Annotated in this window: 19 protein-coding genes, 1 tRNA gene and 1 pseudogene; 5 read left to right on the top strand and 16 right to left on the bottom strand. The window is 65.9% G+C overall.

Going from position 1 to position 23,954, the window contains the following annotated elements:
- Positions 1-180 (top strand): annotated as a pseudogene (locus tag VGD20_RS05670) (esterase); the annotation flags it as partial.
- Here the strand turns inward: VGD20_RS05670 and VGD20_RS05665 are convergent.
- Entirely contained in the window at positions 148-3,153 is a 3,006-nt protein-coding gene (locus tag VGD20_RS05665) for a DUF2339 domain-containing protein (protein ID WP_331133518.1), read from the bottom strand. The pseudogene VGD20_RS05670 and the gene VGD20_RS05665 sit on opposite strands and share 33 nt — an antisense overlap.
- A gap of 196 nt (positions 3,154-3,349) precedes the next feature.
- Between VGD20_RS05665 and VGD20_RS05660 the strand changes: the two genes are divergently transcribed.
- Positions 3,350-3,424 (top strand) — tRNA-Thr (locus VGD20_RS05660).
- 474 nt (positions 3,425-3,898) lie between these two features.
- Here VGD20_RS05660 and VGD20_RS05655 read toward each other — a convergent pair.
- Genes VGD20_RS05655 through VGD20_RS05640 form a run of 4 tightly spaced genes read right to left on the bottom strand, consistent with a single transcriptional unit; the run spans position 3,899 to position 8,338 of the window.
- Entirely contained in the window at positions 3,899-4,627 is a 729-nt protein-coding gene (locus VGD20_RS05655; RefSeq protein ID WP_331133517.1) for a crotonase/enoyl-CoA hydratase family protein, read from the bottom strand.
- A 26-nt stretch (positions 4,628-4,653) separates the two neighbouring features.
- On the bottom strand, positions 4,654-6,276 hold the full coding sequence (locus VGD20_RS05650; RefSeq protein WP_331133516.1) for an acyl-CoA dehydrogenase family protein: 1,623 nt from the start codon (positions 6,274-6,276) through the stop codon (positions 4,654-4,656).
- Between the two features lie 11 nt (positions 6,277-6,287).
- Positions 6,288-7,154, bottom strand: a complete 867-nt coding sequence (locus VGD20_RS05645; protein WP_331133515.1) for a crotonase/enoyl-CoA hydratase family protein — start codon at positions 7,152-7,154, stop codon at positions 6,288-6,290.
- 2 nt (positions 7,155-7,156) lie between these two features.
- On the bottom strand, positions 7,157-8,338 hold the full coding sequence (locus VGD20_RS05640) for a CoA transferase (protein WP_331133514.1): 1,182 nt from the start codon (positions 8,336-8,338) through the stop codon (positions 7,157-7,159).
- A 39-nt stretch (positions 8,339-8,377) separates the two neighbouring features.
- Between VGD20_RS05640 and VGD20_RS05635 the strand changes: the two genes are divergently transcribed.
- Entirely contained in the window at positions 8,378-9,193 is an 816-nt protein-coding gene (locus VGD20_RS05635) for a hypothetical protein (protein WP_331133513.1), read from the top strand.
- 179 nt (positions 9,194-9,372) lie between these two features.
- Here VGD20_RS05635 and VGD20_RS05630 read toward each other — a convergent pair whose 3' ends face one another.
- The 5 genes from VGD20_RS05630 to VGD20_RS05610 all read right to left on the bottom strand — a co-directional run bounded on the left by VGD20_RS05630 (position 9,373) and on the right by VGD20_RS05610 (position 15,755).
- The gene (locus VGD20_RS05630; RefSeq protein ID WP_331133512.1) at positions 9,373-10,572 is read right to left on the bottom strand and encodes an ABC transporter permease; all 1,200 of its coding nucleotides are present in this window, start codon (positions 10,570-10,572) and stop codon (positions 9,373-9,375) included.
- Complete coding sequence (locus VGD20_RS05625; protein ID WP_331133511.1) at positions 10,572-11,303, bottom strand: ABC transporter ATP-binding protein; 732 nt, start codon at positions 11,301-11,303, stop codon at positions 10,572-10,574. The genes VGD20_RS05630 and VGD20_RS05625 overlap by 1 nt, the downstream gene beginning before the upstream one ends.
- Positions 11,300-12,610, bottom strand: coding sequence for an efflux RND transporter periplasmic adaptor subunit (locus tag VGD20_RS05620; protein ID WP_331133510.1), 1,311 nt, complete (start codon positions 12,608-12,610; stop codon positions 11,300-11,302). The genes VGD20_RS05625 and VGD20_RS05620 overlap by 4 nt, the downstream gene beginning before the upstream one ends.
- Entirely contained in the window at positions 12,607-14,034 is a 1,428-nt protein-coding gene (locus VGD20_RS05615) for an efflux transporter outer membrane subunit (protein ID WP_331133509.1), read from the bottom strand. Before VGD20_RS05615 ends, VGD20_RS05620 begins: the two co-directional genes overlap by 4 nt.
- A 191-nt stretch (positions 14,035-14,225) precedes the next feature.
- Positions 14,226-15,755, bottom strand: coding sequence for an MFS transporter (locus VGD20_RS05610; protein WP_331133508.1), 1,530 nt, complete (start codon positions 15,753-15,755; stop codon positions 14,226-14,228).
- A 125-nt stretch (positions 15,756-15,880) separates the two neighbouring features.
- Between VGD20_RS05610 and VGD20_RS05605 the strand changes: the two genes are divergently transcribed.
- Complete coding sequence (locus tag VGD20_RS05605; RefSeq protein ID WP_331133507.1) at positions 15,881-16,783, top strand: LysR family transcriptional regulator; 903 nt, start codon at positions 15,881-15,883, stop codon at positions 16,781-16,783.
- Between the two features lie 158 nt (positions 16,784-16,941).
- Here the strand turns inward: VGD20_RS05605 and VGD20_RS05600 are convergent, their stop codons facing one another.
- Genes VGD20_RS05600 through VGD20_RS05575 form a run of 6 tightly spaced genes read right to left on the bottom strand, consistent with a single transcriptional unit; the run spans position 16,942 to position 21,697 of the window.
- Entirely contained in the window at positions 16,942-17,397 is a 456-nt protein-coding gene (locus VGD20_RS05600) for an aconitase X swivel domain-containing protein (RefSeq protein WP_331133506.1), read from the bottom strand.
- The gene (locus VGD20_RS05595; RefSeq protein ID WP_331133505.1) at positions 17,391-18,623 is read right to left on the bottom strand and encodes an aconitase X catalytic domain-containing protein; all 1,233 of its coding nucleotides are present in this window, start codon (positions 18,621-18,623) and stop codon (positions 17,391-17,393) included. The genes VGD20_RS05600 and VGD20_RS05595 overlap by 7 nt, the downstream gene beginning before the upstream one ends.
- A complete protein-coding gene (locus VGD20_RS05590) occupies positions 18,620-19,561 on the bottom strand; it encodes an ornithine cyclodeaminase family protein (protein WP_331133504.1) in 942 nt (313 codons plus the stop codon). The genes VGD20_RS05595 and VGD20_RS05590 overlap by 4 nt, the downstream gene beginning before the upstream one ends.
- On the bottom strand, positions 19,558-20,463 hold the full coding sequence (locus VGD20_RS05585) for a 3-keto-5-aminohexanoate cleavage protein (RefSeq protein WP_331133503.1): 906 nt from the start codon (positions 20,461-20,463) through the stop codon (positions 19,558-19,560). Before VGD20_RS05585 ends, VGD20_RS05590 begins: the two co-directional genes overlap by 4 nt.
- Entirely contained in the window at positions 20,460-21,218 is a 759-nt protein-coding gene (locus tag VGD20_RS05580; protein WP_331133502.1) for an SDR family oxidoreductase, read from the bottom strand. Before VGD20_RS05580 ends, VGD20_RS05585 begins: the two co-directional genes overlap by 4 nt.
- A 17-nt stretch (positions 21,219-21,235) precedes the next feature.
- Entirely contained in the window at positions 21,236-21,697 is a 462-nt protein-coding gene (locus VGD20_RS05575) for an acyl-CoA thioesterase (RefSeq protein WP_331133501.1), read from the bottom strand.
- 133 nt (positions 21,698-21,830) lie between these two features.
- Here VGD20_RS05575 and VGD20_RS05570 point away from each other — a divergent pair.
- On the top strand, positions 21,831-23,954 hold a 2,124-nt coding region (locus tag VGD20_RS05570), incomplete at its 3' end, for a TonB-dependent receptor (RefSeq protein ID WP_331133500.1).

Here is a 23,954-nt window from a genome sequence, read left to right as displayed (position 1 = left end):
GGCATGTTCGGTCCGTACCCCACAACCTTCGGCCACAGCGGCTGGGGCGGCTCGTTCGGCTGCGGCGATGCCGCCAGCGGCATCGCGATCGGATATGCCTGCAACCATATGGGGCCCGACCTTGTCGGCGATCCGCGTGCGACCGCCTTATGCGGCGCCGTTTTCGACTGCGGAACCTGAAGGCGCGAGCTGTCGGCTATAGAGCCAGCCGATCCCGATCAGGCTGAAACCGAGCGCGACGAACGATCCGATGCGGAGCAGGCCCTCCAGCCCCGAGGCATCGAACAGGAAGACCTTGCCCGCCGCCGTCAGCATCAGGACCAGCGAGGCGATGCGCCAGTCGCGGCGGTGCCTGCGAATGCCCCACAGAAGGAAGCCGATCGCGAGCAGCAGGATCAGCAGCGAGCGCAGGATATTCTCGGCCGGCGCAACCCCCGGCTCGACGAGGAGGCTGCCGTGAAAGAGCTGGCGCAGGGTCGCCCACGCGAACAGCGCGACGAGCGTCATCGTCAGGAACTGGATGGCGCGGTCGGCCGCCGCGGACACCGGCGCGGTCCTAGTCGCCGCAAGTCGCATTGCGAACCACGGCAACAGGAACAGCGGCGCGAGCAGATTGACGAGCGGCCAGCCTCCGACCGCCTGCTCCGCCCACAGCGGATTGTGAAGGGCAAGCCCATAATAGAAAGCGTGCGCGGTCCCGGCGGCAACGAGCGCCAGCGCGCCAAGGCGAAGTTCGCGGCGCCAGAGCAACCCGCCGGCGCCGATCAGCAGCGCTTCCCAAAGGAGGCGCTGGACGATCCCGGTCGCGACGAAATCGCTTCCGACCGCCGCGGCGAAGCCGAGCCGGTAGAAGGCATGGACAGCGATCGTCGCGATCGCACCTGCGACGCCGAGCACGGTGAAAAGCAGCCAGCGCGGCAGCTTGTCGCGGAGCAGCCAGAACGGCACGCCAAAGAGAAGCGCCGGAAGCGCGAGGCGGCGGATCAGGTCCGCCGCACGCAGCGCGTCGTCCTCGACCTGCATCGGCACGCCGCCCAGCGACAGCAGTGCCTTGGCCGACCAGATCGCGACCGGCAGGGCCGCCCACGCGAGGCTGATCGCGGCGAAAGTCGCGACACCGGCGTCGAAACGGGCGAACGCCATGCGCCGCGCCGCGAGTAGCAGAGCCGCGCCGCCGATCGCCGGAACGAGCATGAGAGCCGCAACCGGGAGCAACTGGGCTGTGGTACCATAAGCGAGCGCGGCTGCAGATATTTGCCCGAACCGGCGCACGGCCAGCCGTTCAGCACGGAACGCGAAGAAGAGTGCGGCAAGCGCCAACAGTCCCCAGCGCAGGACGGCCTCCGCGGCCGCCGCCTCGGTCCCGCTTGCAAGGCGCGGCAATTCGTCGAGCGCGCGCGGCGTTGCGACCAGCGCGATGAGCGCCACGCCGGAAAAGCCGGCCGCCACCCATTCGATCCGGCGATCCGCCGCCATCTGGCCGAAGAGTAGCAACGCGGCGGCGATCGCCGCGATTCCGACCGATAGCAGCCAGAACGGCAGCAGCAATCCCAGCGCGAGCGCGAGGAGCGCCGCAGCGGTCCCGCCGAGCCAGGCGAAGCGGCTGTCGGCCGTGCGGCCTTCGGCGCGCCATCCGCGCACGATACCGATCGCGGGGAGCAACGCGCCGCCGAGCGCGACGATTGCGAGCGCACCGTCGGCCATGCTCCACATCTGCCACTTCGAAATCGCGGCCGGCACGAGTGCGAGCAGGCAGAGCTCGAGCGTCCGCCGCAGGTCGGACGGCACGCTCCACAGCCGCGCGAGCAGCGGAAGCGCGTGGATCAGGACAAGCGCAATGCCGATCAGGGCGAGCCAGAAAGGCGCCGGATCGGGCCACAGCGCCATCAGCAGGACCGAAAGCGCGAGGCTGGTCGTCGGGACGATGGCGAGGCTGCGCTCGCGCCATGCGAGCCATTGCCCCGCGGCCGCGAGCAGCGCGAACAACCCCCAGTGGAGTGGCGTGAAGCCCGCATGGGCGACGAGCAGGGCAAGCTGAAGCGCGCCGACGACCGCCGCCGCGGCGCGCAGCAGCGCGGCGCGCGGCCCCTCGTAAGCGAAGAGCGGGATCGCGACGCCGAGCAGCAGCACATAGGCGCCGATGGAGAGCGATCCGACGGCATCGAGCGCGCCACCGGCGAAGATCATCCACAGGCTCCACCCAGCACCGCCGGCGAGCGCCGCGAGGACGAGCCACGGCCAGCGCCGCATGCGCGCAACGCCGGTCATCGCCGCGATGGTCAGCGCAAGATAGACCGCGAGCAGCGGGACATTGGGTTCGAGCGCCCCGACAAGCGCCGGCGCGGCAAGCCCGCCCGCGAGCCCGAGGAGCGCGCTCGGCGGACCGAAACGGAGCGACAGCGCAAGCGCCCCCGCGGTCACCAGTGCGAGCGCCGCAAAGGCGAACAGCGGCCCGATCAACCCATAGACATTGGCCGCGACCATGATCGCAGCATAGAGCGTCGCGATACCGGCCCCCGACAGGGCCTGCGGCACGCGCACATCGCGCACCCGGCTCTGGTTGCGCCAGGCATATTCGGCGCCGGCGATCAGCGCGAGCCCGAAGAGCGTGCCGGCAACCACCTGCACGACGGGCGTGAATATCTTTGCGAAAAAGCCGAGATCGATCGCGTAGCGGACGATGAGCACGCCCGCGATCGCGAGCGTGATGCCGCCCGCCCAGATCGGCAGCGTCTTGCCGAACAAATCCTCGAAGCGGGCCGAAAGATTGACCGGGACCGCCGGAGGGGCTGCCGGCTTCGGCGGCGATGGCGGCGGCGGCGGCGCGCCGATACCCGCTTTCGCGTCCTCTTCAGGTTCGGTCACCGCCTGCATCGTAGCGGGCAGCGGAACGCCGGCCTTCGCCGCCGCGCGAACCGGCGGATCGGCGGGAGCCATATTTTCGGGAATAGCTGCTGGCCCGGCTTGCGCCGCGGTGCTGCCACGCGGCGCAGGCGTTTCGGCGGCCGCTTCGACGCCCAGATGGCGCTGCAGCGCCCCGATGCCTCTGGCGGCTTCGGCAAGCGTCGCTTCGGCCCGCTTCAACCGGCCCCGCGCGTCGGCGAGCAAGATGCCCAATATGATGATCGCCAGAAAGGCGATAAAATCAAACACCCAAATCCTTTCGCTGCGCATCCCTAACAGGCGAAGGCGGAAAGATCGACGGCCTTGTCGCAAAGCCGAATAGCCCGAGCCTTTGGCTATCCGGTTTCTGCTCGGGCCCACCGATGCCCGGCCGCCCGGCGCGACCGAAACAATTGCCAGACGGCGCTTGTCATCACCCGGTCGCGCTGTTAGAGGCGCCGGCGTTGCCGCTTTAGCTCAGTTGGTAGAGCACATCATTCGTAATGATGGGGTCACAGGTTCGAGTCCTGTAAGCGCACCACCCCTTTCAACGTGGAACCGGTTTGGGTCCAGCCTAGGTCGCCTCGGGCAGGAAAATCCGTTCGACCTCATTGTACAAGTCCAAGTTGGACCGACTTGCCTTCTTGCAGGGCAGCCCGCCAAAGGACTTTCCTAAGACAGCTTGTCCAGGCGTTCCGGTTCGGCCGCTTTCCATCGCTCGAGCATGGCTTCGTCGTTCTGGCTAACCATTCCGCAAAGCTGACATGAAGTCCCTGCTTGGTGAGCATTTCCGAATCAGGCTCCGCCTCCGCCGGCCAATGCCTTATTCCCCGGTGCGATCGCCAAGACCTCCCGCCGATCAGAATTTGAAGCCGACCTCGAGATAGATTTCGCGAGGATTGTCCACAAAGGCCGACATGTCGGCCAGCACGCCCGGCCCGGCTGTGCGTGGTTTCGGGAAATCTCGCCCCCGCTTGTCGACGGAATGCCAATCTGAATATCGATCCAGCACCGCTTACGAGAAGCTGCCCCCGCGGCCGGCCCCCTTGGCAAAGCGGTCGGCGCCCTTCGCAGCTTCGGCACGCAGGGGCGCGATGCCTTCGCGCCCCTCGAAACGCAGCGCCTCGGCCAGATCGAAGTCCCATTGACGATAGGCTGACATCCGATCGGTCCGCATGCAGAGCGCAGGGAAGCGCGCGATCTCGGCAGCGAGCGCCCGTGCTGCCGCAAGCGCGCCGCCTTCGGGAACGACGCGATTGGCGAGCCCGATCGCCAGCGCCTCCGCTGCCTCGACGGGCCGGCCGGTCAGGATCATGTCGAGCGCCCTGCCCTGCCCGACGATCCGCGGCAGACGGACCGTACCTCCGTCGATCAGCGGCACGCCCCAGCGGCGGCAGAAAACTCCGAACACGGCGCTTTCCGACGCGACGCGCATATCGCACCAGAGCGCAAGTTCGAGTCCGCCCGCGACCGCATAGCCCTCGACCGCGGCGATGACGGGCTTCGACAGCAGCATTCGCGATGGCCCCATCGGGCCGACGCCCTCGGGCTCGTAGCGATCATTGCCCGAGCCCACCGCCTTGAGGTCGAAACCGGCGCAGAAATGGTCCCCCGCACCAGTCAGGATCGCAACCGCCGCACTGTCATCGGCCTCGAAATCGGCGAAGGCCCGGCGCAGCGCGACCGCGGTATCGGGGTCGACCGCATTGCGGCAATGCGGCCGGTCGATGATGACGGTACGCACAGCGCCGTCATTTTCGCTTCGCACGCTCATGCTGCGGGCATCGCACGGTCGAGGATCGCGCGCGTATCGATCACCGCGTCGAAGGCACCGTAAGCGCCCCCACGCTCGCCCAGCCGGAGGCGGCAGAAGGCCTCCGCCATAGGATTGTCCTGCCCCAGCAGCACCGCCGCCTGCGCGGCGAGCGCGAGCCGCTCGACGAGCAAGCGCGCCGTCCCTTCCTGCGCTTTGTTCAGGTCGATCACGTCGATCCACGCGTCATATGCCGCATCGCGCCCGCGCTGCGCGGCAAGGAGGGCGTGCAACGCCTCGACGCCTTCGGGCTCGCGGGTGATCGCGCGCAGCACGTCGAGCGCGATAACATTCCCCGACCCTTCCCATATCGCGTTGAGCGGCGACTGGCGGAACAGGCGCGGCATCGGCCCTGCCTCGACATAGCCCGCGCCGCCGTGGCACTCCATCGCTTCATAGACGAGGCCGGGCGCGCGCTTGCACACCCAATATTTGGCGATCGGGGTCAGCAGGCGCGCGAGCGCGTCGTTCTCGTCGAACGCCTGCGCGAGCCGGAAGCCGAGCGCGGTCGCCGCCTCGCTTTCGACCGCAAGATCGGCGAGCACCGCCGCCATCGCGGGCTGGTCGATCAAGCGGCGCTGGAAGGCCGAGCGGTTCGCCGTGTGCCAGAGCGCCTGCGCGAGCGCGCCGCGCATCTGCTGTGCCGATCCGATCACGCAGTCGAGCCGCGTGTGCTGGACCATCTGGATGATCGTTGCGACCCCGCGGCCTTCGGGACCCAGCCGCTGGGCGAGCGCGCCATGATATTCGACCTCCGACGAGGCGTTCGACCGGTCGCCCATCTTGTCCTTGAGACGCATCACCCGGAACCCCGCATTGCGCGTTCCGTCAGGCAACCAGCGCGGGACGAGGAAGCAGGTCAGGCCGCTGGTCGTATAGGCGAGGGTCAGGAAGGCGTCGCACATCGGCGCCGAGCAGAACCATTTATGACCGGTGAGACTGTACCAGCCCTCCTCGCCCGTCGGCTCCGCGCGCGTCGTGTTCGCGCGAACGTCGCTGCCGCCCTGTTTCTCGGTCATCGCCATGCCGATCGTCACGCCGGCCTTTTCGGCTGCAGGCCGCGGCGCGGGATCGTAGCGGCCGGCTGCGATCCGCGGCACCCAGATGTCGGCGACGGCGGCTTCGGCACGCAGCGCGGGCACCGCAGCATAGGTCATCGTCATCGGGCAGCTCGTTCCCGAATCGGCCTGCCCGGTGAGAAAGAGGATCGCGGCGTGGAGGGTATGTCCGCGCACGCTGCCGTCCCATGCCGAAGCCGCGAAACCACTGTCCAGCCCCAGCCGCATCAGTTCGTGATAGGCGGGATGAAAGCGCACCTCGTCGACGCGATGGCCGTAGCGGTCGAAGCTGTCGAGCGCGGGCACCTGCCGGTTCGCCTCGACGCCCCATTCGATCACCTCGGCCGAACCGCAGCGCAGCCCCAGCGCGGCCAGCCGCGCGGCATGCTCACCGGCACCCGCCCGCGTCACCGCGTCGACAAGCGCGTGATCCCCGCTGAACAGGTTCACATCTTCGAACGGCGGCGGCTGATTGAACACCTCGTGCGTGTCGAGCCGATCGATCGGGCGGATCGCGGTCATCTTTCCTCTCCTCAATCTGCTGCGGGAAGACGCTTCGACACCTGACTTGCGATGGGGTCGCCGCTGTCGCGTTCGGCCACCGCCTGCTTGAATCCGACCTCCTGCGTTCGTTCACGGAACCATATACCCTCGGGCGAATGGCGCGAAACGCCATCAAACAGCGTGGCGAACATCTGCGTATTGTTGAGCCCCATATTGTCATAAGCCTGATTGACGACGGTCTTGGTCATCATGAGCTGGTTGCGCGGCACCCCGCGCAACCGCCCGGCGAGGCGCTCCACTGCATCGTCAAGTTCGGCCTCGGGCACCGCCTCGAGCGCCAGGCCGATACGTTCCGCCTCGCGCCCGTCGATCAGGTCGCCCGTCATCATCATCCGCTTCGCCATCTGCGGCCCCAGCCGGTAGACCCACATCGCGGGGGTCGGCACGCCCCAGACGCGCGCCGGTGGATAACCGATCCGTGCATCCTCCGCCATGAGGAGAAAGTCGCAGCACAAGGCGATGTCCGATCCGCCGGCAACCGCTGCGCCGTGGACACGTGCGATCGTCGGCTTGCTCGCGCGCCACAGCGCCATGAAATCCTGTGTGTTGCGCCACATCATCTGGAAATCGAGCGTCGGGTCCCACGGCATGTCTTGCGACCCGCTGATTGTGCCCTTGCGCTCGGCATAATGTTTGAGGTCGTAACCGCCGCAAAAGCCGGGCCCCGCACCGCGGACGATGATGACATGGACGTCCTGATCGGCCTCTGCCATCTCGACCGCAGCCCGGATTTCCCGCGGCATGCTGTGCGCGATCGCGTTGAAATGTTCGGGGCGGTCGAGCGTGATCGTCGCGACCCGGTTTTCGGTCGAATAGGACAGGGTTTCAAAACGCATTGTCAATTCTCCTGCGGAGCATGGGCCGCGCCCGAAGCGAACGCAGCGGAAATTTCAGTGTCGCTGAAGCCGGCAGCGGCAAGAACGGCGCGGCTATCCTGACCGACGCGTGGCGCGTGAGCGTCGAACGCCGGCCGTGCACCGTCAAAACGCGCGACCGCGCGCGTGCGGCGGACTGCACCCGCCTGCGGATGCGTCGTGATCGTGACGAATTCGTCGTGAGCAAGCTGGGCGTGACCTGCGAGCGCCGCCGAAGAATTTGCGACACCGCACGGCACACCGGCCTCGCCCAGCCGCGCGACGGCTTCGGCGGTGGTCATCGCCGCGATCCGCGGCGCGGAAAAGGCGCGCAGATCATTCCAGTTGAGGAAGCGCGCCGCCATGTCGGAATAACGCGGGTCGGTGAGAAGTTCGGGCGCTCCGATCGCGCGTGTCCAGCCCTCGAATTCGGATTGCGAGAGCATGACGACAACGACCCAGCCGTCGATCGTCGCCCATGGACGATAGACCGATGCGATATTGGGCGGCGACGAGGCACAATCGGGGAAAGCCTGACCGCCGTGGAGGTCCATCCAGCCATAAGCCACCGCCGCTTCGAGCATCGAGATGTCGACCACGGCCCCCTTGCCGCTGCGCTCGCGCGCAAAAAGCGCGGCGGTGACCGCCTGCACGGCATAGAGGCCGGCATTCTTGTCGCAGATCCACTGCGGCGCCAGCACCGGGCCCTCGTCGCCCCAACTCACCATGCCCGATTCGGCCTGGACGATCGGGTCATAGGCCCGCCCGCCGCGCATCGGCCCATCCTGTCCGAAGCCGGTGATCCGCGCGACGATCAGGTCGGGGCGAAGCGCGCGGAGCGTCGCGGCGTCGAAACCCAGCCGTTCCAGCACGCCGGGCCGGAAGTTGTGGAAAAGCACGTCGGCGTTCGGGACCATCCGCCGCAGCAGGTTGCGGCCCCCGGCACCGCCGAGGTCGATCCCCACCGACTGTTTGTCGGCATTCAGCGCCACATAGGCCGAACTGAACCCGGGCGCCGCGATCGCCCCGAGCAGGCGCGAACGATCGCCTTCGGGCGGTTCGACCTTCCACACCCGCGCACCCTGCTGCGCCATGATCTGCGTCGCGAGCGGGCCCGCGACAACGCTGGTGAGATCGATTACCGTAATGCCTTCGAGGGGCAGCATCTTCCTCTCTCCTGTTATTTATTGCATAAATTGACGGATATGGACGAAACACGCAACACAATAATCGTCGAGGGCGACGCGATGAGCGCGCGCACGCTGATCCTCGACCTGTTCGACACCGGCGATCCGCAGGATTTTTCGGTCGCCGAACTGGTCCGCGCCGGAGCAGCATTCGGGATCGAGGCAACCGGCATTCGCACAGCGCTGACGCGGCTGAAGTCCGAAGGCCGGGTGCGCCCGGTCGCGCGCGGACGCTACACGATCGGGACCAGTGCCGAACCGCTGCAGCAGCGCATCCTCGGCTGGCGGACGCGCCTCGATGGCCGCCGGGAATGGAATGGAGCATGGTTGCTCGTCATCGCGGGACCTCAGGAGCGCGCCGATCGCACAATCTGGCGCCGGACGCTGCGCGCGCTCGAACTCGAAGGCTTTACCGAGGCCGAAACCAATGTCTGGGTCCGCCCGGACAATCTCGCGCGCAGTGCGGAAGGTGCCCGCATGCGCCTGGCCTGTCTTGAGGCAGCGCCTTCACTCTTCCTGTTCGAGGCTTGCGGGCTCGACGACGAGCGTGAAGCACGATTCCGGACGCTCTGGCAAAGCGATGCCCTCCGCGCCGCGCATCGCAGGCTCGCCGAGGACCTGGGTCGCAGCGCCCAAGCGGTCGGAGACATGAATCTTGCCGCCGCCGCTGCCGAAACACTGCGGATCGGCCGGGAGGCGATCCGGCGCATTATGCGCGACCCGCTGCTGCCCGACGAGCTTTGCCCCACCGACGCCCTCACAGAGCTGGTGGAGGCGATGACCCGTTATGACCGGATCGGGAAGCGCATGTGGCGCGCCTATCTGGCGAGTTGATGGGCTGAGACAGGCCAGACCGAGCTTTATGGAGCTCGCTGCGGATGGGTCGATACGCCCGGTGATCCGTCCAGGGGGCACGGCAGCTTTCGTAGAGCCCCGCGCCGGAGGGAGGCAGACCGAACGGGAAGCGTTCGTGGACGCAGCCGGGGTGAGCGGTCGCAGGCTGATATTCCGGCCTATTCGTGCCGAAGCGCGTCGATCGGATCGAGTTTTGACGCCCGGCGTGCGGGATAATAGCCGAAGGTGATCCCCATCAAGGCCGAGAAGAGGAAGCTTAGCGCGTTGACGAGCGGATTGAAAATGAAGGGTACGTCGATCACCATCGCCATCCCCCACGACATCAGGAAGGCAAGTGCGATGCCAACCATACCGCCGAAACAGCAAAGCACCACAGCCTCGGTCAGGAACTGGAGTTGTACCTCGCGCGCGAGCGCCCCGATCGCAAGGCGGATCCCGATCTCGCGCGTGCGTTCGGTTACCGACACGAGCATGATGTTCATGATCCCGACCCCGCCGACGAGCAGGCTGATCCCTGCGATCACTGCGACCATCGCGGTCAGCGCCCCGGTCGCCGCGCCAAGCGCCTGATTGACCTGTGCTGTGTCGACGATGTTGAAATCATTTTCGGTCGCGCCCTGGAGTAACCGCCGTTCGCGCAGCAGGCCGACGAGCGAGTCCTGAATCGCGCTACTCGCATAGGCGCTGTTATATTTTATCACGAAATAATGCAGATCATCACTGCCGGTGAAGCGCCGCTGCGCCATCTTCAGCGGCACCATCGCTACATTGTCGTTGTCCTGATCGGGCCCGCCCCCCTGTCCGCGCTCCTTGAGGACACCGATTACAGTGCATGAGACATTGTTCAGGCGGATGTTCGCACCGAGCGGGCTGCTACCCGTGACGAAGATTGCCTTGCGCACCTTTGGGCCGATCAGGCAGACATTTTTCCCCGCGCTTTCTTCTTCACGGGTGAAGTTGCGACCAAGCTCGACCTCGACCGACTGGGCGCGGAGAAAGGCGTTCTCCACGCCCTGAACGCTCGTTCGCCAGCTCTGTCCGTTGTGGAAGGCCGTAGCGCTCGACGAAACACTGCCCGACACATCCTCGATGCCCGCAATCTGCTTGCCCACCGCTTCGACATCGGCCTGCTTGAAAGGCCGCGGCGTCCCGCGGTCGCGCTGCACCGGAAAGACGATGAGCACATTCGACCCGAGCGAAGAAATCTGCTCCTTGATCGACGCGGTCACCCCGTTGCCGAGCGTCACCATCGTGATCACCGCGGCGACGCCGATGATGATGCCGAGCGTCGTCAGGAAAGAGCGCAGCAAGTGGCGCCGGATTTCGCGAAAGGCGAGGAGCAGCGTCGCGCCGAACATCAGGCGCGTCCTTCCGGACCAGCGTGCGCGCCGCGATCGACCTGCTCGACAAGACCGTCACGAAAGCGGACGATGGTGTGCGCAAAGGCCGCCATTTCCTCTTCGTGCGTTACCATCAGCACCGTGATGCCCTCGCGGTTGAGGCGGGTCAGAAGCTGCATGATCTCGATCGAGCGTTCGGTATCGAGATTGCCCGTCGGCTCGTCGGCGAGCAGGACGTCGGGCTGGGTCACGAGCGCTCGCGCAATCGCGACACGCTGCTGTTGCCCGCCTGAAAGCTCGGCTGGCGTATGATCGGCCCACGGCGCGAGACCGACCTGATCGAGTGCGTTCATCGCCGCGGCGTGCCGCACGCTCTTTTTCTCGCCGCGATAGAGCAAGGGCAGTTCGACATTCTCGACCGCGCTGGTCCGCGCGAGAAGGTTGAACCCCTGGAATACGAAACCCAGATAGCGCCGCCGGAGCAAGCTGCGCTGGTCGCGGTCGAGCGCCTGCACTTCGATGCCGTGAAAACGGAAAATGCCGCCGGTCGGCACATCGAGACAGCCGAGGATATTCATTGTCGTCGACTTGCCCGATCCCGACGGTCCCATCACCGCGACGAAATCGCCGCGATCGATTCGCATGTCGACACCCTTCAGCGCCTGGAACGCCGCCTCGCCTTTGCCGAAGGTCTTGGTAATCCCCTGAAGCTCGATCAGCGGGGCATCGCGAGACGATGCACGCGTCACTTGGCCGCCGCCCCCTTGCCCGTCACGACCTTCATTCCTGCCCGAAGCGTCTTCGACCTCACCGCGGTGAGGCGCCCGTCGCTCTGTCCGGTGACGACATCGACCGGCTTCAGCTTGCCTTCGGCTTCGAGCACCCAGACACGCTGGCGGCTCCCGACGCCAATCGTTGCCTGCTGCTCGTTCTGCTGAAGCCCGATTTCGGGATTGAGCACGCTCGCCGCTTCCTTCTCCTTGGCATCGGGCTGGAAGCGCAGCGCACTGTTAGGGACCAGAAGCTGTCTGGCTGTGCTGCCCGTAGCGATCGTCGCGGTCGCGGTCATCCCCGGACGAAGCAGGCCGTCGCCGTTCGCAACTGCGAGCCGCGCCTCATAGCTGACCACCGCATTGCCGGTCGCCGCGGTCGCTGCCGCCTGCTGGCTCGCCTGCGAGGCGGTGTTGCTCGACGCCTGGTCGACGCGCTCGACGGTGGCGGGAAAGCGGCGGCCGGGATAGGCGTCGACAGTGAAATTCGCCTTCTGCCCTTGGCGCACCTGCCCTACATCGGCTTCGTCGATTTCGACGCGAAGCTGCATCGCCGAAAGATCTTCGGCGATGATGAACAGCGTCGGCGTGTTGAAACTCGCTGCCACGGTCTGCCCCGGCTCGACCTGCCGCGCGAGTACCACGCCGGCGACGGGCGAGCGGATCACCGCGCGGTTGCGGTTGGTGACCGATGTCGAAAGCTGCGCCTCGACCGCGCGGACATTCGCCTGTGCCGCCGCGACCGCGGCGGTATCGCGCTTCACCGCCGCGCGCGCCTGATCGAGTTCGACCAGCGACGGCACCTTGCCGCCCGAAATCTTGAACACATTTTCGAGCCGCGCGAGTTGCGCCCGGTCGACGTCGAGCGTCGCCTGCGCCTGTGCGACCTGCGCGCGCGCGGCGTTGAGATTGGCCTGTGCCTGCGTGATCTGGTCCTCGATCACGTCGGTGTTGATCTGCGCGAGGATCTGCCCCTGCGTGACGCGGTCATTCACATCGACATAGATATGATCGATCTTGCCCGACACTTCGGAACCGACCTCGACCTGATTGGTCGGACGAAGATTCCCGGTCGCGGTGACGCTGAGTTCGAGCGATTTCTGCGCGACGGGCTCCGTGATATAGGCTGACTCGCCACTCCCGCGCGAGCAGGTCGCGATTCCGAACAGCAGGAGTAACACCAGCAAGGCGGGCAGCCAGTATTTCATCCAGCGCCGCCAGCGCGGACGCGGCTTCGCACCCAGAAATTCGTCGAGTTCCTGCGACGCGGTGACGGTGTCGGTCATTCTGTTGTTCCTTCCGTCCGGACAGATACACCCGGATCGAGCCCCGCACCGTCCCAACCGCCGCCGAGCGCCTGGTTGAGGCCGATAAAGGCATTGGCGCGCTCGGCCTCGCTCGCGGCGAGCGCGTTGCGCGCGCCGAGCAGCTGGTTTTCGGCCGTCAGCAGGGTCTGGAAGTCGATCAACCCCGCCTGATACTGGCTGCGCGCGAGCAGCGCGGCATTGTTGGCGGCCTCGAGCGCTACCCCGAAGAGCTGGACACGTTCGCTCGCCGCGCGCTGTGCCGCAGCACCGCTCTCGACATCCTCGAGCGCGCCGAGGATCGCCTTTTCCCACGCCGCGAGCGACGCCCGCGCGGCGGCCTCCGCCGCGTCGACGCTGGCGCGGGCGCGCCCGCCATCGAAGACGAGCTGGGTGATGCCCGCGAAGAGCCGACCGGTCACCACGTCGAACAGGTCTCCGATCCCGAGGGATGATGTCCCGAGATTGCCGGTTAGCCGCACCAGCGGCAGCATCTGCGCGCGCGCGATACCGATGCGCGCCGTATCGGCGAGCAGCGCCGCCTCGGCTTGCCGGACGTCGGGGCGGCTGCGGAGCACCGCTGCAGGTGCATCGAGGCCGACAGCCCCGGGGGGAGCCGGAATCCGCGGCGCGGCGCCCTCGATCGCGATCCGCACGGGGCCAGGTGCTTCGCCGATCAGCGTCGAGATGCTGTTCGCCGCCTGCGCGAGATCGCGTTCGAGCGCCGGAATGCTTGCGGCGGTCTGTGCCCGCTGCGCCGCCGCCTGCTCAACATCCAGGCTCGATACGAGGCCAGCTTGCAACCGCCAGCGGGCGATCTGCAGATTTTCATTCTGGATTTCGAGGGTCTCGCGCGCGATGGCAAGCTGGACGGCCAGCGCGCGCGCCGAGACCGTTGCTTGCGCAACCTGCCCGGCGATCAGCCGCCGCAGATCGGCGAGGCCATAGCCCGCCGCGGCAAGGTCGGCGCGCGATGCCGCCACGTCGTTGCCGATCCGCCCGAACAGGTCGATCTCCCACTGCGCGTCGGCGCCCAGCGAAAATTGCAGCCGATCGTCGGCAAGGTCGCCGACGTCGCGCCCGACGCCGCCCGACGCAGTGACCTGCGGAAAATAGCTCGCGCGCGCCGACCGAACGCCGGCGCGGGCCTGCGCGACACGCGCGATCGCCTGCGCGAGGTCGCGGTTGTTTTCGAGCGCGCGCTCGACATGCTGGTCGATCAGCGGATCGTGCAGCCGAGTCCAGTAGGACCCGCTTGCCGCCGGGTCGGCACCGGCCTCGACCGACCACGCTTCCGGCACAGCCACCCTTGCCTGCGGCACCTCGGGCGCCGTTATTGACGCACAGCCGCCCAGCGTGCCGGCGCACAGCGCGGCGAGCAGCCAGCGGCTTCCGGTTTTTCGCATTCGTCCTCTCGACATCCGCTGGCAGGCGCTAGGTGCTCACGCCGGGCGACAGGCAGACCATAATATGCTGTAATGGGCAAGCTTTCCCGGAAAAAGGACGACGGCGGGGCACAAACCATCCTGAATGGCTCGCGATCGCTGACGCTGGACCCGGCCGACGCCTCGCCGGCCAGTTGGGCGCCGCATCATGATCACGCGCGCCAGGTTCTTGTCATCGCTCGCCCCGGCCCGAAGAGGATGAGGCTCAATATTGCCAGAATCCACGCCCCCGCGCCTCCATAGACCATGACGAGGCCGAAACCGGCGATCAGCCCATGCTGCAGATGCTCTTCCGGCAGCGAACCGATAAGCGCGTGACCTGCCGTGAGTGTTTCCGCATTGCCAGCCGCGATTGTTTCCGCTGCGGCCCGCAGTTGAGCAAGCTCGACACCCTTCGGGGCGACGCGTTGCAGCGTGGAGGCGATCCCTTCGACCAGCAATATGCCCATGAGCGCGATGTTCACGGCCAGCGTGATCAGCCGCGCACTCATGTCGATGCCCGACGCCATACCGGCGCGGTTCGGGGCAACGGACGCCGTCGTGGTATTGGTCACCGGTGTATTGGTAATGCCGATCCCGATGCCCGCAAGAAGCAGGCCGGGTAACATTGTCAGCCAACCCGGTTGTGCCGCAATGCTCCCGAGTTTCATTGCCATAAAGCCGAGTCCGATCGTGGCGAGACCGAACGGAATGACGACTCCGGGCCCGTATCGCAGGGACATGCGCTCGCCCAGGGGTGGAAAGATCAGGGCGGGCAATGTGTATGCAAGCAGGCACAGGCCGGTACTGAGCGTATCGTACCGGAGGCCGATCTGAAGGTAGATCGGCAGATAGATCATGAACGGCCAGTAACTGATGTTCATTGCAATGCAGCCGAGGATAGCCCCGGAGAAACTGCGGTTTCGAAAGACCGCAAAATCGAACATCGGATGCGCTTGCCGCTGTTCGGCAAACAGGAACGCGGCGAAACAAACGAGCGTGCCGGCAGCGATCGCAATTGAGCCGGTCAAACCAAGCGCACTCCCCTGCGTGATCACATAGACAAGGCCGAATACAGCCAGCGAGAGGGTCAGAATGCCCGCCAGGTCGAGGCGACTGGCATCCGGGTCGCGAGATTCACTTATGGTGCCGGCGGCGATCACCAGGGTCAGAAGTGCGAGTGGAAGATGGACAAGGAATATCCATTCCCAGCCTGCCAACGCGATAATCGCGCTCCCGACAAGCGGACCGAAACCGAGGCCGATTCCCGAGACGACGCCCCAGGTTGCGAAAGCGCGACTACGATCGCGTGCATCCTGAAACTGGTGCGAGAGAAGCGCGATCGAGCAGATCAGCATCGCCCCACCGGCAAGCCCCTGCAGCAACCGACCCGCGATGAGGAGCGCCATGTTGTCGGCGAGGCCGCAAAGCACCGAGGTCGTACCAAAGGCGGCCACGCTGATTATGAAGATGCGCTTGCGGCCAAAGCGGTCAGCCAGCGTACCCGTCGCCATCAGCACGGTCGTGCAGGCAAGCGTATAGGCGTTCATGACCCACTGGAGCTCCTGGAAGTCGCCATGAAGGGCCTCTTCCAGGCTCGGGAGGATCACAGGAACACTTGTAATCTCAAGGCCGAACATCAGGGCGCCAAGGCACACCGCGAGTAAGGCCAACCTGTTTTTTCCGGCATGGTGAAGAGACATGGGCGGCACCTTTCACATATCCGGGCGTGTCTGCCCGGCAGGTGCGCTATCTGGGGACGAACGAATGATAACAGAAATGATTTTATTTTCTGGAATTCATAAAGCTTCATTATTAGTAGAGTGCGATGGACATTGATCCGGTACTTCTGCGCGCGTTTGTGGCGGTCAGCGAGACGGGCGGCTTCACGCGTGCGGCGCGGCGGTTGAGCCTCACCCAGCCCGCGGTGAGCCACCAGATTCGGCGACTCGAAGAACAGATTGGCCGGGCGCTGATCCGTCGTACGACGCGCCGGTTGACCCTGACGCATGACGGCGAAGACTTTCTGCTGCACGCTCGTCAGATCCTCACCGGACTGGACGCGCTCGCACAACGCTTCCGCCCCTCTCCGGTAACGGGGGTCGTGCGCTTTGGCGCACCGGAAGCTTTCATGGGCGAGCGATTGCCGGCGCTGCTCTGCCAGTTTTCGCGCGCTTTTCCTGCCGTGCGGCTCGATGTTCATGTGAGCACCTATCTGGACCTCAGCACGATGATAGCAGCCGAGGAACTGGACCTTGCCGTCGTGCTTTCCACCGCGGGCGGCGAGAATGGCGGCATCCCGCTGCGACGGGCGGACTTCGCCTGGGTCGCGGCCGACAATTTCCTGCTTTCGGAGGGCGCATCGCTGCCGCTTGCCTTCCATCCTCCGAATTGCATCAACAGGCTGGTGGGGGTTGCCGCACTGGAGGCGACATCGATCGGCTGGCACATCGCCTTTACCTCGCCAAGTGAACAAGGCCTCCGGGCAGCGGTACGGTCCGGGCTGGCCGTGGCCGTGCTGATGCGCAGCGACGTGGAGCCCGGTTTGCGCGTACTCGATGGTGAATATGGACTCCCGGCTTTGCCCAGCGCCGATTTCATGCTGATCCGCGGGCGCGGCGTGGCATCCCCGGCTGCCGTCGCCTTTGGTCAGATGCTCGTCGCCATGGAGGCGCCCGCGGCGTCGGCAGAGACAGGTCTCCGATCGATCACGACCAACCCGGACTTTTGACGGCGCACGCATGCTTCCCTTCATCAGCGGCCTCTGTGCGACCGCGGGATTCACCCTCGCAATCCGGCAGCGCATCGCGCTCGCCGATGAGACCTGATCCATAAAACTGACGTTGGTTAGCGTTTTCGGACGGTCGGGTTTCAAATCCCGTTTGCGATCTACACCGAAAGCCCGGAGAACTGGACTGGCCGATCGCCTGGAACCGTCAGCACCGCCCGACCGGTCTCGCACCAGAGATGCCCCACCACCCCGCACGGCAGCCTTGCGAAATCTTCGTCGGACAGGATCAGGATCGGGATGGACGTGCCATAAAGATCATCGGCAACGAGCGCACCGATGGTGAGGATCGGATCGGCGCGCGTGGTGATCACGCCGGCCGGTGCGCGTTTCGCCCTCGCGAGTTCGACCAGCGCGCTCGAGGAGGATGAAGACCCCCGGCTTCCCGGCATCGCGAGCAGGCGATTGTCCAGCACCGCACCCCGCTGCGGATGCGAGGCGTCGACGATGCGGCCGGTTTGCAGGTCGACACCGCCCCACAGGCTCAGCGGGTCGGTAAGCTTCAGGAGCGTCGCGCTCGCCATCCCTTCGATCAAGGCGTTTCCGCGGATCAGCATTGCGCCGCCACCTTTCCCGTCTCGGCCGACCGGATGCAGCGCTCGAGCGTCATCAGCGCGACGCGGCGCCCCAGATTGCCGGGGCCGTAATGGGCGTATTTGCCCGACGTCGTGAGGATCAATCCCGAAGCCTCGCGGACGACCGGCGCCAGATAGGTGCAGGTATCGACGACGATATGCACACCAAAAGCGCGCAGGGCGTCAAACGCGCTGTCGCTCGCGACCGTCGCCGCGATCTCGCGCGAGGTCGACACATAAATTTCGGTTGCCGCAGAGCGGCGGCGCCCGTCCACGGCCTTGTTGAGCAAAACGAATTCATGGACCGAATAATGCGGCGTGCCCAGGCAGACCGCCGCGACCGCCTCGCCCTCGACCGCGCGGCACAACGATGCGACCGCGGCGTGGATTTCGGCCCGCGACACCGTTTCGACCGGCACCCCCGCCGTCGGCATGTCGGCGGCTTCGGGCGTCACCCCCTCGGCGTGGAACAGCGCGAGGGCGCCCGACGATGCCCCGGTCGCCCCGAGTGCCTTCAACTCATCCTCGCTCGCATCGAGCGGCAATCCGCGCAGATAGGGCACGATACCGGGCGCGCGGCGGCCGACGACATATCCGGTCGCGGCGAAATAGAGATCGCGCGGCAACCCTGCAGCCTCGGCGGCTGGAAGCTCGAGTACGATGGCGGGACGCCGCGCTTCGTCGCGGTGCAGGCCGGCAAGCGGCACGCGCCCGGTCAGCGCGGCGCAAAGGTCGGTGAAATCGCCATAGCGGTCGGTGCGCGCGCCGAGCACCGAATTGATGAAGACGATCGCGTTGGACTCGGCCCAGGCGACATGTTCGCCGCGCCGCGGGCGTGCCATCCGCTGATAGGGCGCGCAGGTCAGCGTCGGCAGGCAGCCGAGTTGTTCGTGCAGCCGGGTCAGCGTCTCCTGTTCCGCGATGATTTCCGGCGGGCCGCAATGCCAGCCGGGATGGGTGACATCGACCGCCGCGACATTGAGTGTGGTCGGGACACGAACCTTGCCGCCCAGCTCGACGAAGCGCCGCGCGAAATCGATGCTCGATGGCCCGTGATAAAGACATCCGTCGATATGCGCGGACTCGATCGGGATGAAGCGCTCGGCGCCGCAAGCGGTGCCATAACGGGCCAGAAGCGCCATCGCGCGTTCGGCGGCGGCGCCATGCTCGCCGGCCAGCAGCGCGCGGTCGATCGGCTCCAGCTTCACGGCGCGTCCGTCCCCGCGACGAGTTCGGCCGTCACCAGATCCTCGATCGCGGTCCCCACCGACTTGAATAGCGTGATCGCCTCGCGGTCGTCACCGCGTCCCCGATGCGCGCCCGAACAAAGCGCCGCGAGATCGGCCTCGATCGCATCCGTGGCGATGGCGCCGGCGGCGATCGCCTGGAGCAGGTCGCCCGCCTCTTCCAGCGCACCTTCGCGCGTATCGACGAAAATGCGGGCCTGGGCAAAACTGTCGGCATCGGCCTCGCACATATCGGGCCGGAAGGCGCCGATCAGGTCGACGTGGGTGCCCGGACGCAGCATTGCGCCATTTATCAGCGGTGTCGTCGCAAGCGTCGCGGCCGACACGATATCGGCGGCGGCCAGCCCTTCCGCGATGGTCGCGACCGCCTCGGCCGGATATCCTTGTTCGCGCCCCGCGGCGGCGGCAGTTGCGGCTTTCGCGGCGTCCCGACCCCACACGAGGATCCGTTTCAGGGCGAAGGTCGACGCATAGGCTTCGATAATCGGCGCATTGAGCGCCCCGGTGCCGATCACGAGCAAGATAGCGGAATCGCGCCGCGCAAGCCGCGATGCGGCGAGAGCCGAGGCGGCAGCGGTCCGGCGGCGCGTGAGCGCGGCGCCATCGATCAGCGCGATCGGCCGGTCCGACGCCCGATCATTGAGCATATAGGTCGACCGGATCGAGGGACGCACCTGCGGATCGACCGTCACGACCTTCGTACCGATCCGCTCGCCGCGCTTCCACGCCGGCATGACAAGCAGCGACGCGCCGTCCATATTGGCGGCGAGCCGCGGCGGCGCGCGATACCCGCCCGAAGCAAAGGCCCGCCGCAGCGCCGCGATCAGCGCGGGCATCGGCGTTGCCCGCGCGACCGCCGCCGCGTCGTACCAGGGAACCGTCGCGGCGGCTTCGGTCATGCGCCCGGGGTTCTGAGCTTCAAAATCTCGCGCGTCTCGGCGGGGGTTGCGACGTCATAGCCGCCAACCGCATTGACGAGCGTATAGGCGCGCTCGACGAGCTGGCCATTGGTCGCCCAGACGCCGCGCGACATATAGAGATTATCCTCCAGCCCGACGCGGATATTGCCGCCGAGCAGCAGCGTGTGCGCCAGCATCGGCATCTGCTCGCGCCCGATGCCGAACGCGCCCCAGATCGTGCCGGGCGCCATCAGGCCCTTCTGGTACAGGATCGTCTCGACCCCGTGCGGTGCCGCCCATTGCACGCCCAGCACCATCTGCATCATCGGCGGGCCGTCGATCAATCCTTCCTCGACCAGTCTGTTGCCGAACAATATGTCGCCGGGGCCGAACACTTCGAGCTCGGGCTTGACCCCCGCCGCCTGGAACCGCTTCGCCATCGCGCGCAGCGTGTGGGTCGGGCTGAAATAGATATATTCGGTCGGCCCTTCGACCTGGTTGTTGGTGACGATGTCGAGCGTCGCGATCTCAGGCAACAGTTCCTCGACGTGCGCGACGCGCTCGTCGACCCCGACGACATCGCTGCCCGGCAGCATATGACCTTCATTTTCGGGATCGGGCAGGAAATAGGCACCCATCCCGCACGTCAGGTTGAGCACGATGTCGGTGCCGGTCTGACGGACGCGGTCGACAACTTCGCGGAAATGCGCGCGGTCGCGGTTGCCCTCGCCCGTTTCGGGATCGCGGACGTGGATATGGACGATGCTCGCCCCCGCCGAGGCGGCCTCGATACAGGCGTCGGCGATCTGCTTCGGCGTGACCGGCATCGACGGATGCTTCTTGTTATACGGCGCGCCGCCGGTGACCGCACAGGTCAGGATCGTCTTCTTGTTCATCGTCATTCTTCCCATTCCATATTGCCGCTGACGGCGATGATCTCGCCGGTGATCTTCCTGCCGGCGTCCGAGGTGATGAATTCGACCATGTCGGCGAACTCGGAGAGCTCGACCTTGCAGCGCAGCGACACATATTTGAGATAATCGTTCTCGATGTCCTCGAAGCTGCGGCCCGTCGCATCGACGTTGCGCTGGACGATGAAGCGGAAGCGGTCGTTGTTGATGATCCCGGGCAGGATCGCGTTGACGCGGATGCCCGACGGGCCAAGTTCGCGCGCGCTGTTCTTCGTGAGTCCTTCGACCCCCGCCTTCGACGCGATATAGGGCGCGCGAAACGGGATGCCGGTGCGCGTCGAACAGGTCGAAAAATTGACGATCGATCCGCCGCCGTTGGCCTTCAGCATCGGGACGGCGCGCTTCATCGTATAGAACATGCCCGACAGGTTGACCGCGATCGTCTTGTCCCACTCGTCCTCGTCGATATCCTCGATCGCGGCGCGCGGGCCCGCCATGCCGACGACATTGACCAGAATTGTCAGGTCGCCAACCTTCGCACGAACCTCGTCGAACAGCCCGTCGACCTCGGCGCGCACGCCGACGTCGGTGACGCTGCCGCTCATCCCCGGATTCGCTGCGAGCGTCGCGGCAACGGCATCACCGCGCACGTCGCAGATATGCACCTTCGCGCCCATTTGCAGGAAACGCTCGGCAATCGCCCGGCCGACGCTGTCGCCCGCCCCGGTAACCAGCACTCGTTCCATAAAAGCCTCCCTTTGGTTCAGTTTGTTTCGGCCGGCAGCATCAGCTGCGCCGCGATGGCGCGTTCGCGGTCGGACAGGGGTATTGCCTGGCGCGCGTCGAGGTCGAAGCGGACGGTGACGCCCTCCAATATCGTGCAGGGTTTCGCATCGGGGCGCCGCGAGAGGATCGTCCGATGTCGGATCGATGTGCGCCCGATCGACAGGATGCCGCTCGAAAGGACGAGCAGGTCGCCAGCGACCAGTTCGTGCAAATAGCGAATCTCGTGCGAGACGTCGGCCCAGCCCGCGTTGCGGCCGTCGACCTCGCCTGCGACCGGACCAAAAAAGCCCAGCAGATGATAGACCGCATTGTCGAGCAACGGCACCTGATGCTGCACCGACATATGCCCCATCGCATCGCAATGCCACGGGAAGACGACTCCGCGAAAAGTTTCGACTGGCGCGCTTCCTGCTGATTCTACGGTGATTTCCGGTTCCATGGCGTGCCTCTCCGTTGCCGATGGGCCCGGACTAATCGCCCGCGCTTGACTTGTCTACACAGATTATACACAATGTGTTCACTGGGTATTCGCACTCTCGTCACAATCCACAAAACGTGCAAAAGGGGATAATATGCGTAACAAGCTGAAGACTGGATCGGGCCTTGGCGTTCTCGCCGCGCTGCTGTGGACGGCGCCCGCCGCCGCGCAGACCGCCGACGAAACCGATGAGGCCGCGGGTGCGAACGAAATCGTGGTGACCGCACAAAAGCGCGAAGAACGACTCCAGGACGTGCCCATCTCGATCACTTCGCTTGGCGGCAAGGACCTCGACGCCCAGGCCAGCGGCGGCGTCAGCGAAGCCTTGCGTTCGGTCGCCGGCATCTCGATCACCAACTCGCCGCAGGGCGGCGGGACGCAGCTCACGATCCGCGGCGTCGCCGCGAACGGCGCGACCCTCGCCGGATCGAGTACCTCGGCCTTCTATATCGATTCGGTTCCATTCGGCCTCGTGAAATCGGCGATCCTGCCCGACACCAACGCCTATGACATGTCGCGGATCGAGGTGCTGCGCGGGCCGCAGGGCACGCTTTATGGCGCGAACGCGTTGAACGGCGTCGTCCGCGTTCTCACCAACGATGCCAACCTCGATCGCTTCGAACTCAAGACCCGCGCCGGCGTCGCCGCGACCGAGGGCGGCGACCAGAGCTATCGCGGCGACATGGCGGTCAATATCCCGCTCGTCGAGGACAAGCTCGGCCTGCGCGTCGTCGGCGGTTTCGAAAGCGCCGGCGGATGGATCGACCAGCCCGCGCGCGGCGTCAAAAACGCCAACGACAGCCGCTCGCGCAACGTCCGCATCAAGCTCAACGGCCAGCCGACCGACGACTTCAGCTTCGGCCTGTCGGCATGGATCTCGCGCATCGATCAGGACGCGCCCGCCTATGCCAATGACGACGGCAACCAGCTCACCACCGTGCCGCTGCCGCAAAAGCTGAACTATGACGCGTTCAGCGCCAAACTCGGATACGACTTCGGCGCGTTCGAGGTGTCGAGCGCGACCAGCTACCTCAAATTCACCAACCTCAGCGAACGCGACTATACCAATCTCGCCGCCAACCAGACGCTTCATACCGAAATCAGCTCGAAAATCTTCACCGAGGAACTGCTGATCAATTCGACCGGTGGCGGCGACTGGCGCTGGTCGGTCGGCGGCTTCTACCGCGACGCGTCCGACCTTCTGAACCAGACGCTGTTCGTGCTCCCCGCGCCGATCAACTTCAAGGACAAGTCGCGCTCGTTCGCAGCCTTTGGCGAAGTCACGCGCAGCTTCATGGACGGCACGCTCGAAGTCACCGGCGGGCTGCGCTATTTCAAGGACCGCGTGACCCAGATCGAGCTCACCCCGACCACGGGTGACCCGGCACAGCCGCTCGCGCGCCGCACCGACACCTTCGACGCGGTGACTCCGCGCGCGGTGGTCACCTGGCTGCCGAGCCGCAAGTTCACCGCTTATGCATCCTACTCGCAGGGCTTCCGCAGCGGCTTCAACCAGAGCCCGACGATCATCCGCACGGCACCCGGCATTCCCCCGGTCAAGGCCGACCGGCTGTCGAACTATGAGGTGGGCGCCAAGGGCAGCCTGCTGGGCGGCGGGCTGACTTTCGACGCCGCCGTTTATTATATCGACTGGAAGGACATCCAGCAGAACCTCAACGTCGATATCGACGGCGTCGTCTTCGCGGCGTCGGTCAACGGTCCGAAGGCGAGCGGCTTCGGCGCCGACCTCGCGCTGACCGCGCACCCGGTCGAAGGCCTCGACATCGGCGGCACCTTCAGCTGGAACGGCCTCGATCTGTCGGGCCCGATTATAACGCAGACCGCCGGCGGCCCCGTCACCCTTTATCAAAAGGGCGACCGGCTCGCCTTCTCGCCCGAATATACGGCGAGCGGCTTCCTCGATTACCGCTTCCCGGTCGGGCAAGCGGGGCTGAAGGGCCTGCTTTCGGGGTCGCTGACCTATCGTTCGAAGATTCCGGCGCGCCTGCTCGTCTCGGGTGCCGCGCGCTATTTCCTTAGCGACGAGCCCTTGCTCGCGCGCGGCAGCATCGGGCTCGAATCGCCCGATAACTGGACCGCTTCGCTCTACGTCGAAAATATCGGCGGCTGGGACGGCATCACGCAGCCGCCGACGGATATCAGCCAGCAGTATCGCGTGCGTCCGCGCACCTTTGGCCTGCAGTTCGAATTCCGTTAT

It is taken from the genome of Sphingopyxis sp., assembly GCF_036402335.1.
Lineage (GTDB): Bacteria > Pseudomonadota > Alphaproteobacteria > Sphingomonadales > Sphingomonadaceae > Sphingopyxis.
The sequence above is the reverse complement of the archived record's forward strand: the minus strand, read 5'-3'. Positions and strand labels throughout refer to the sequence as shown.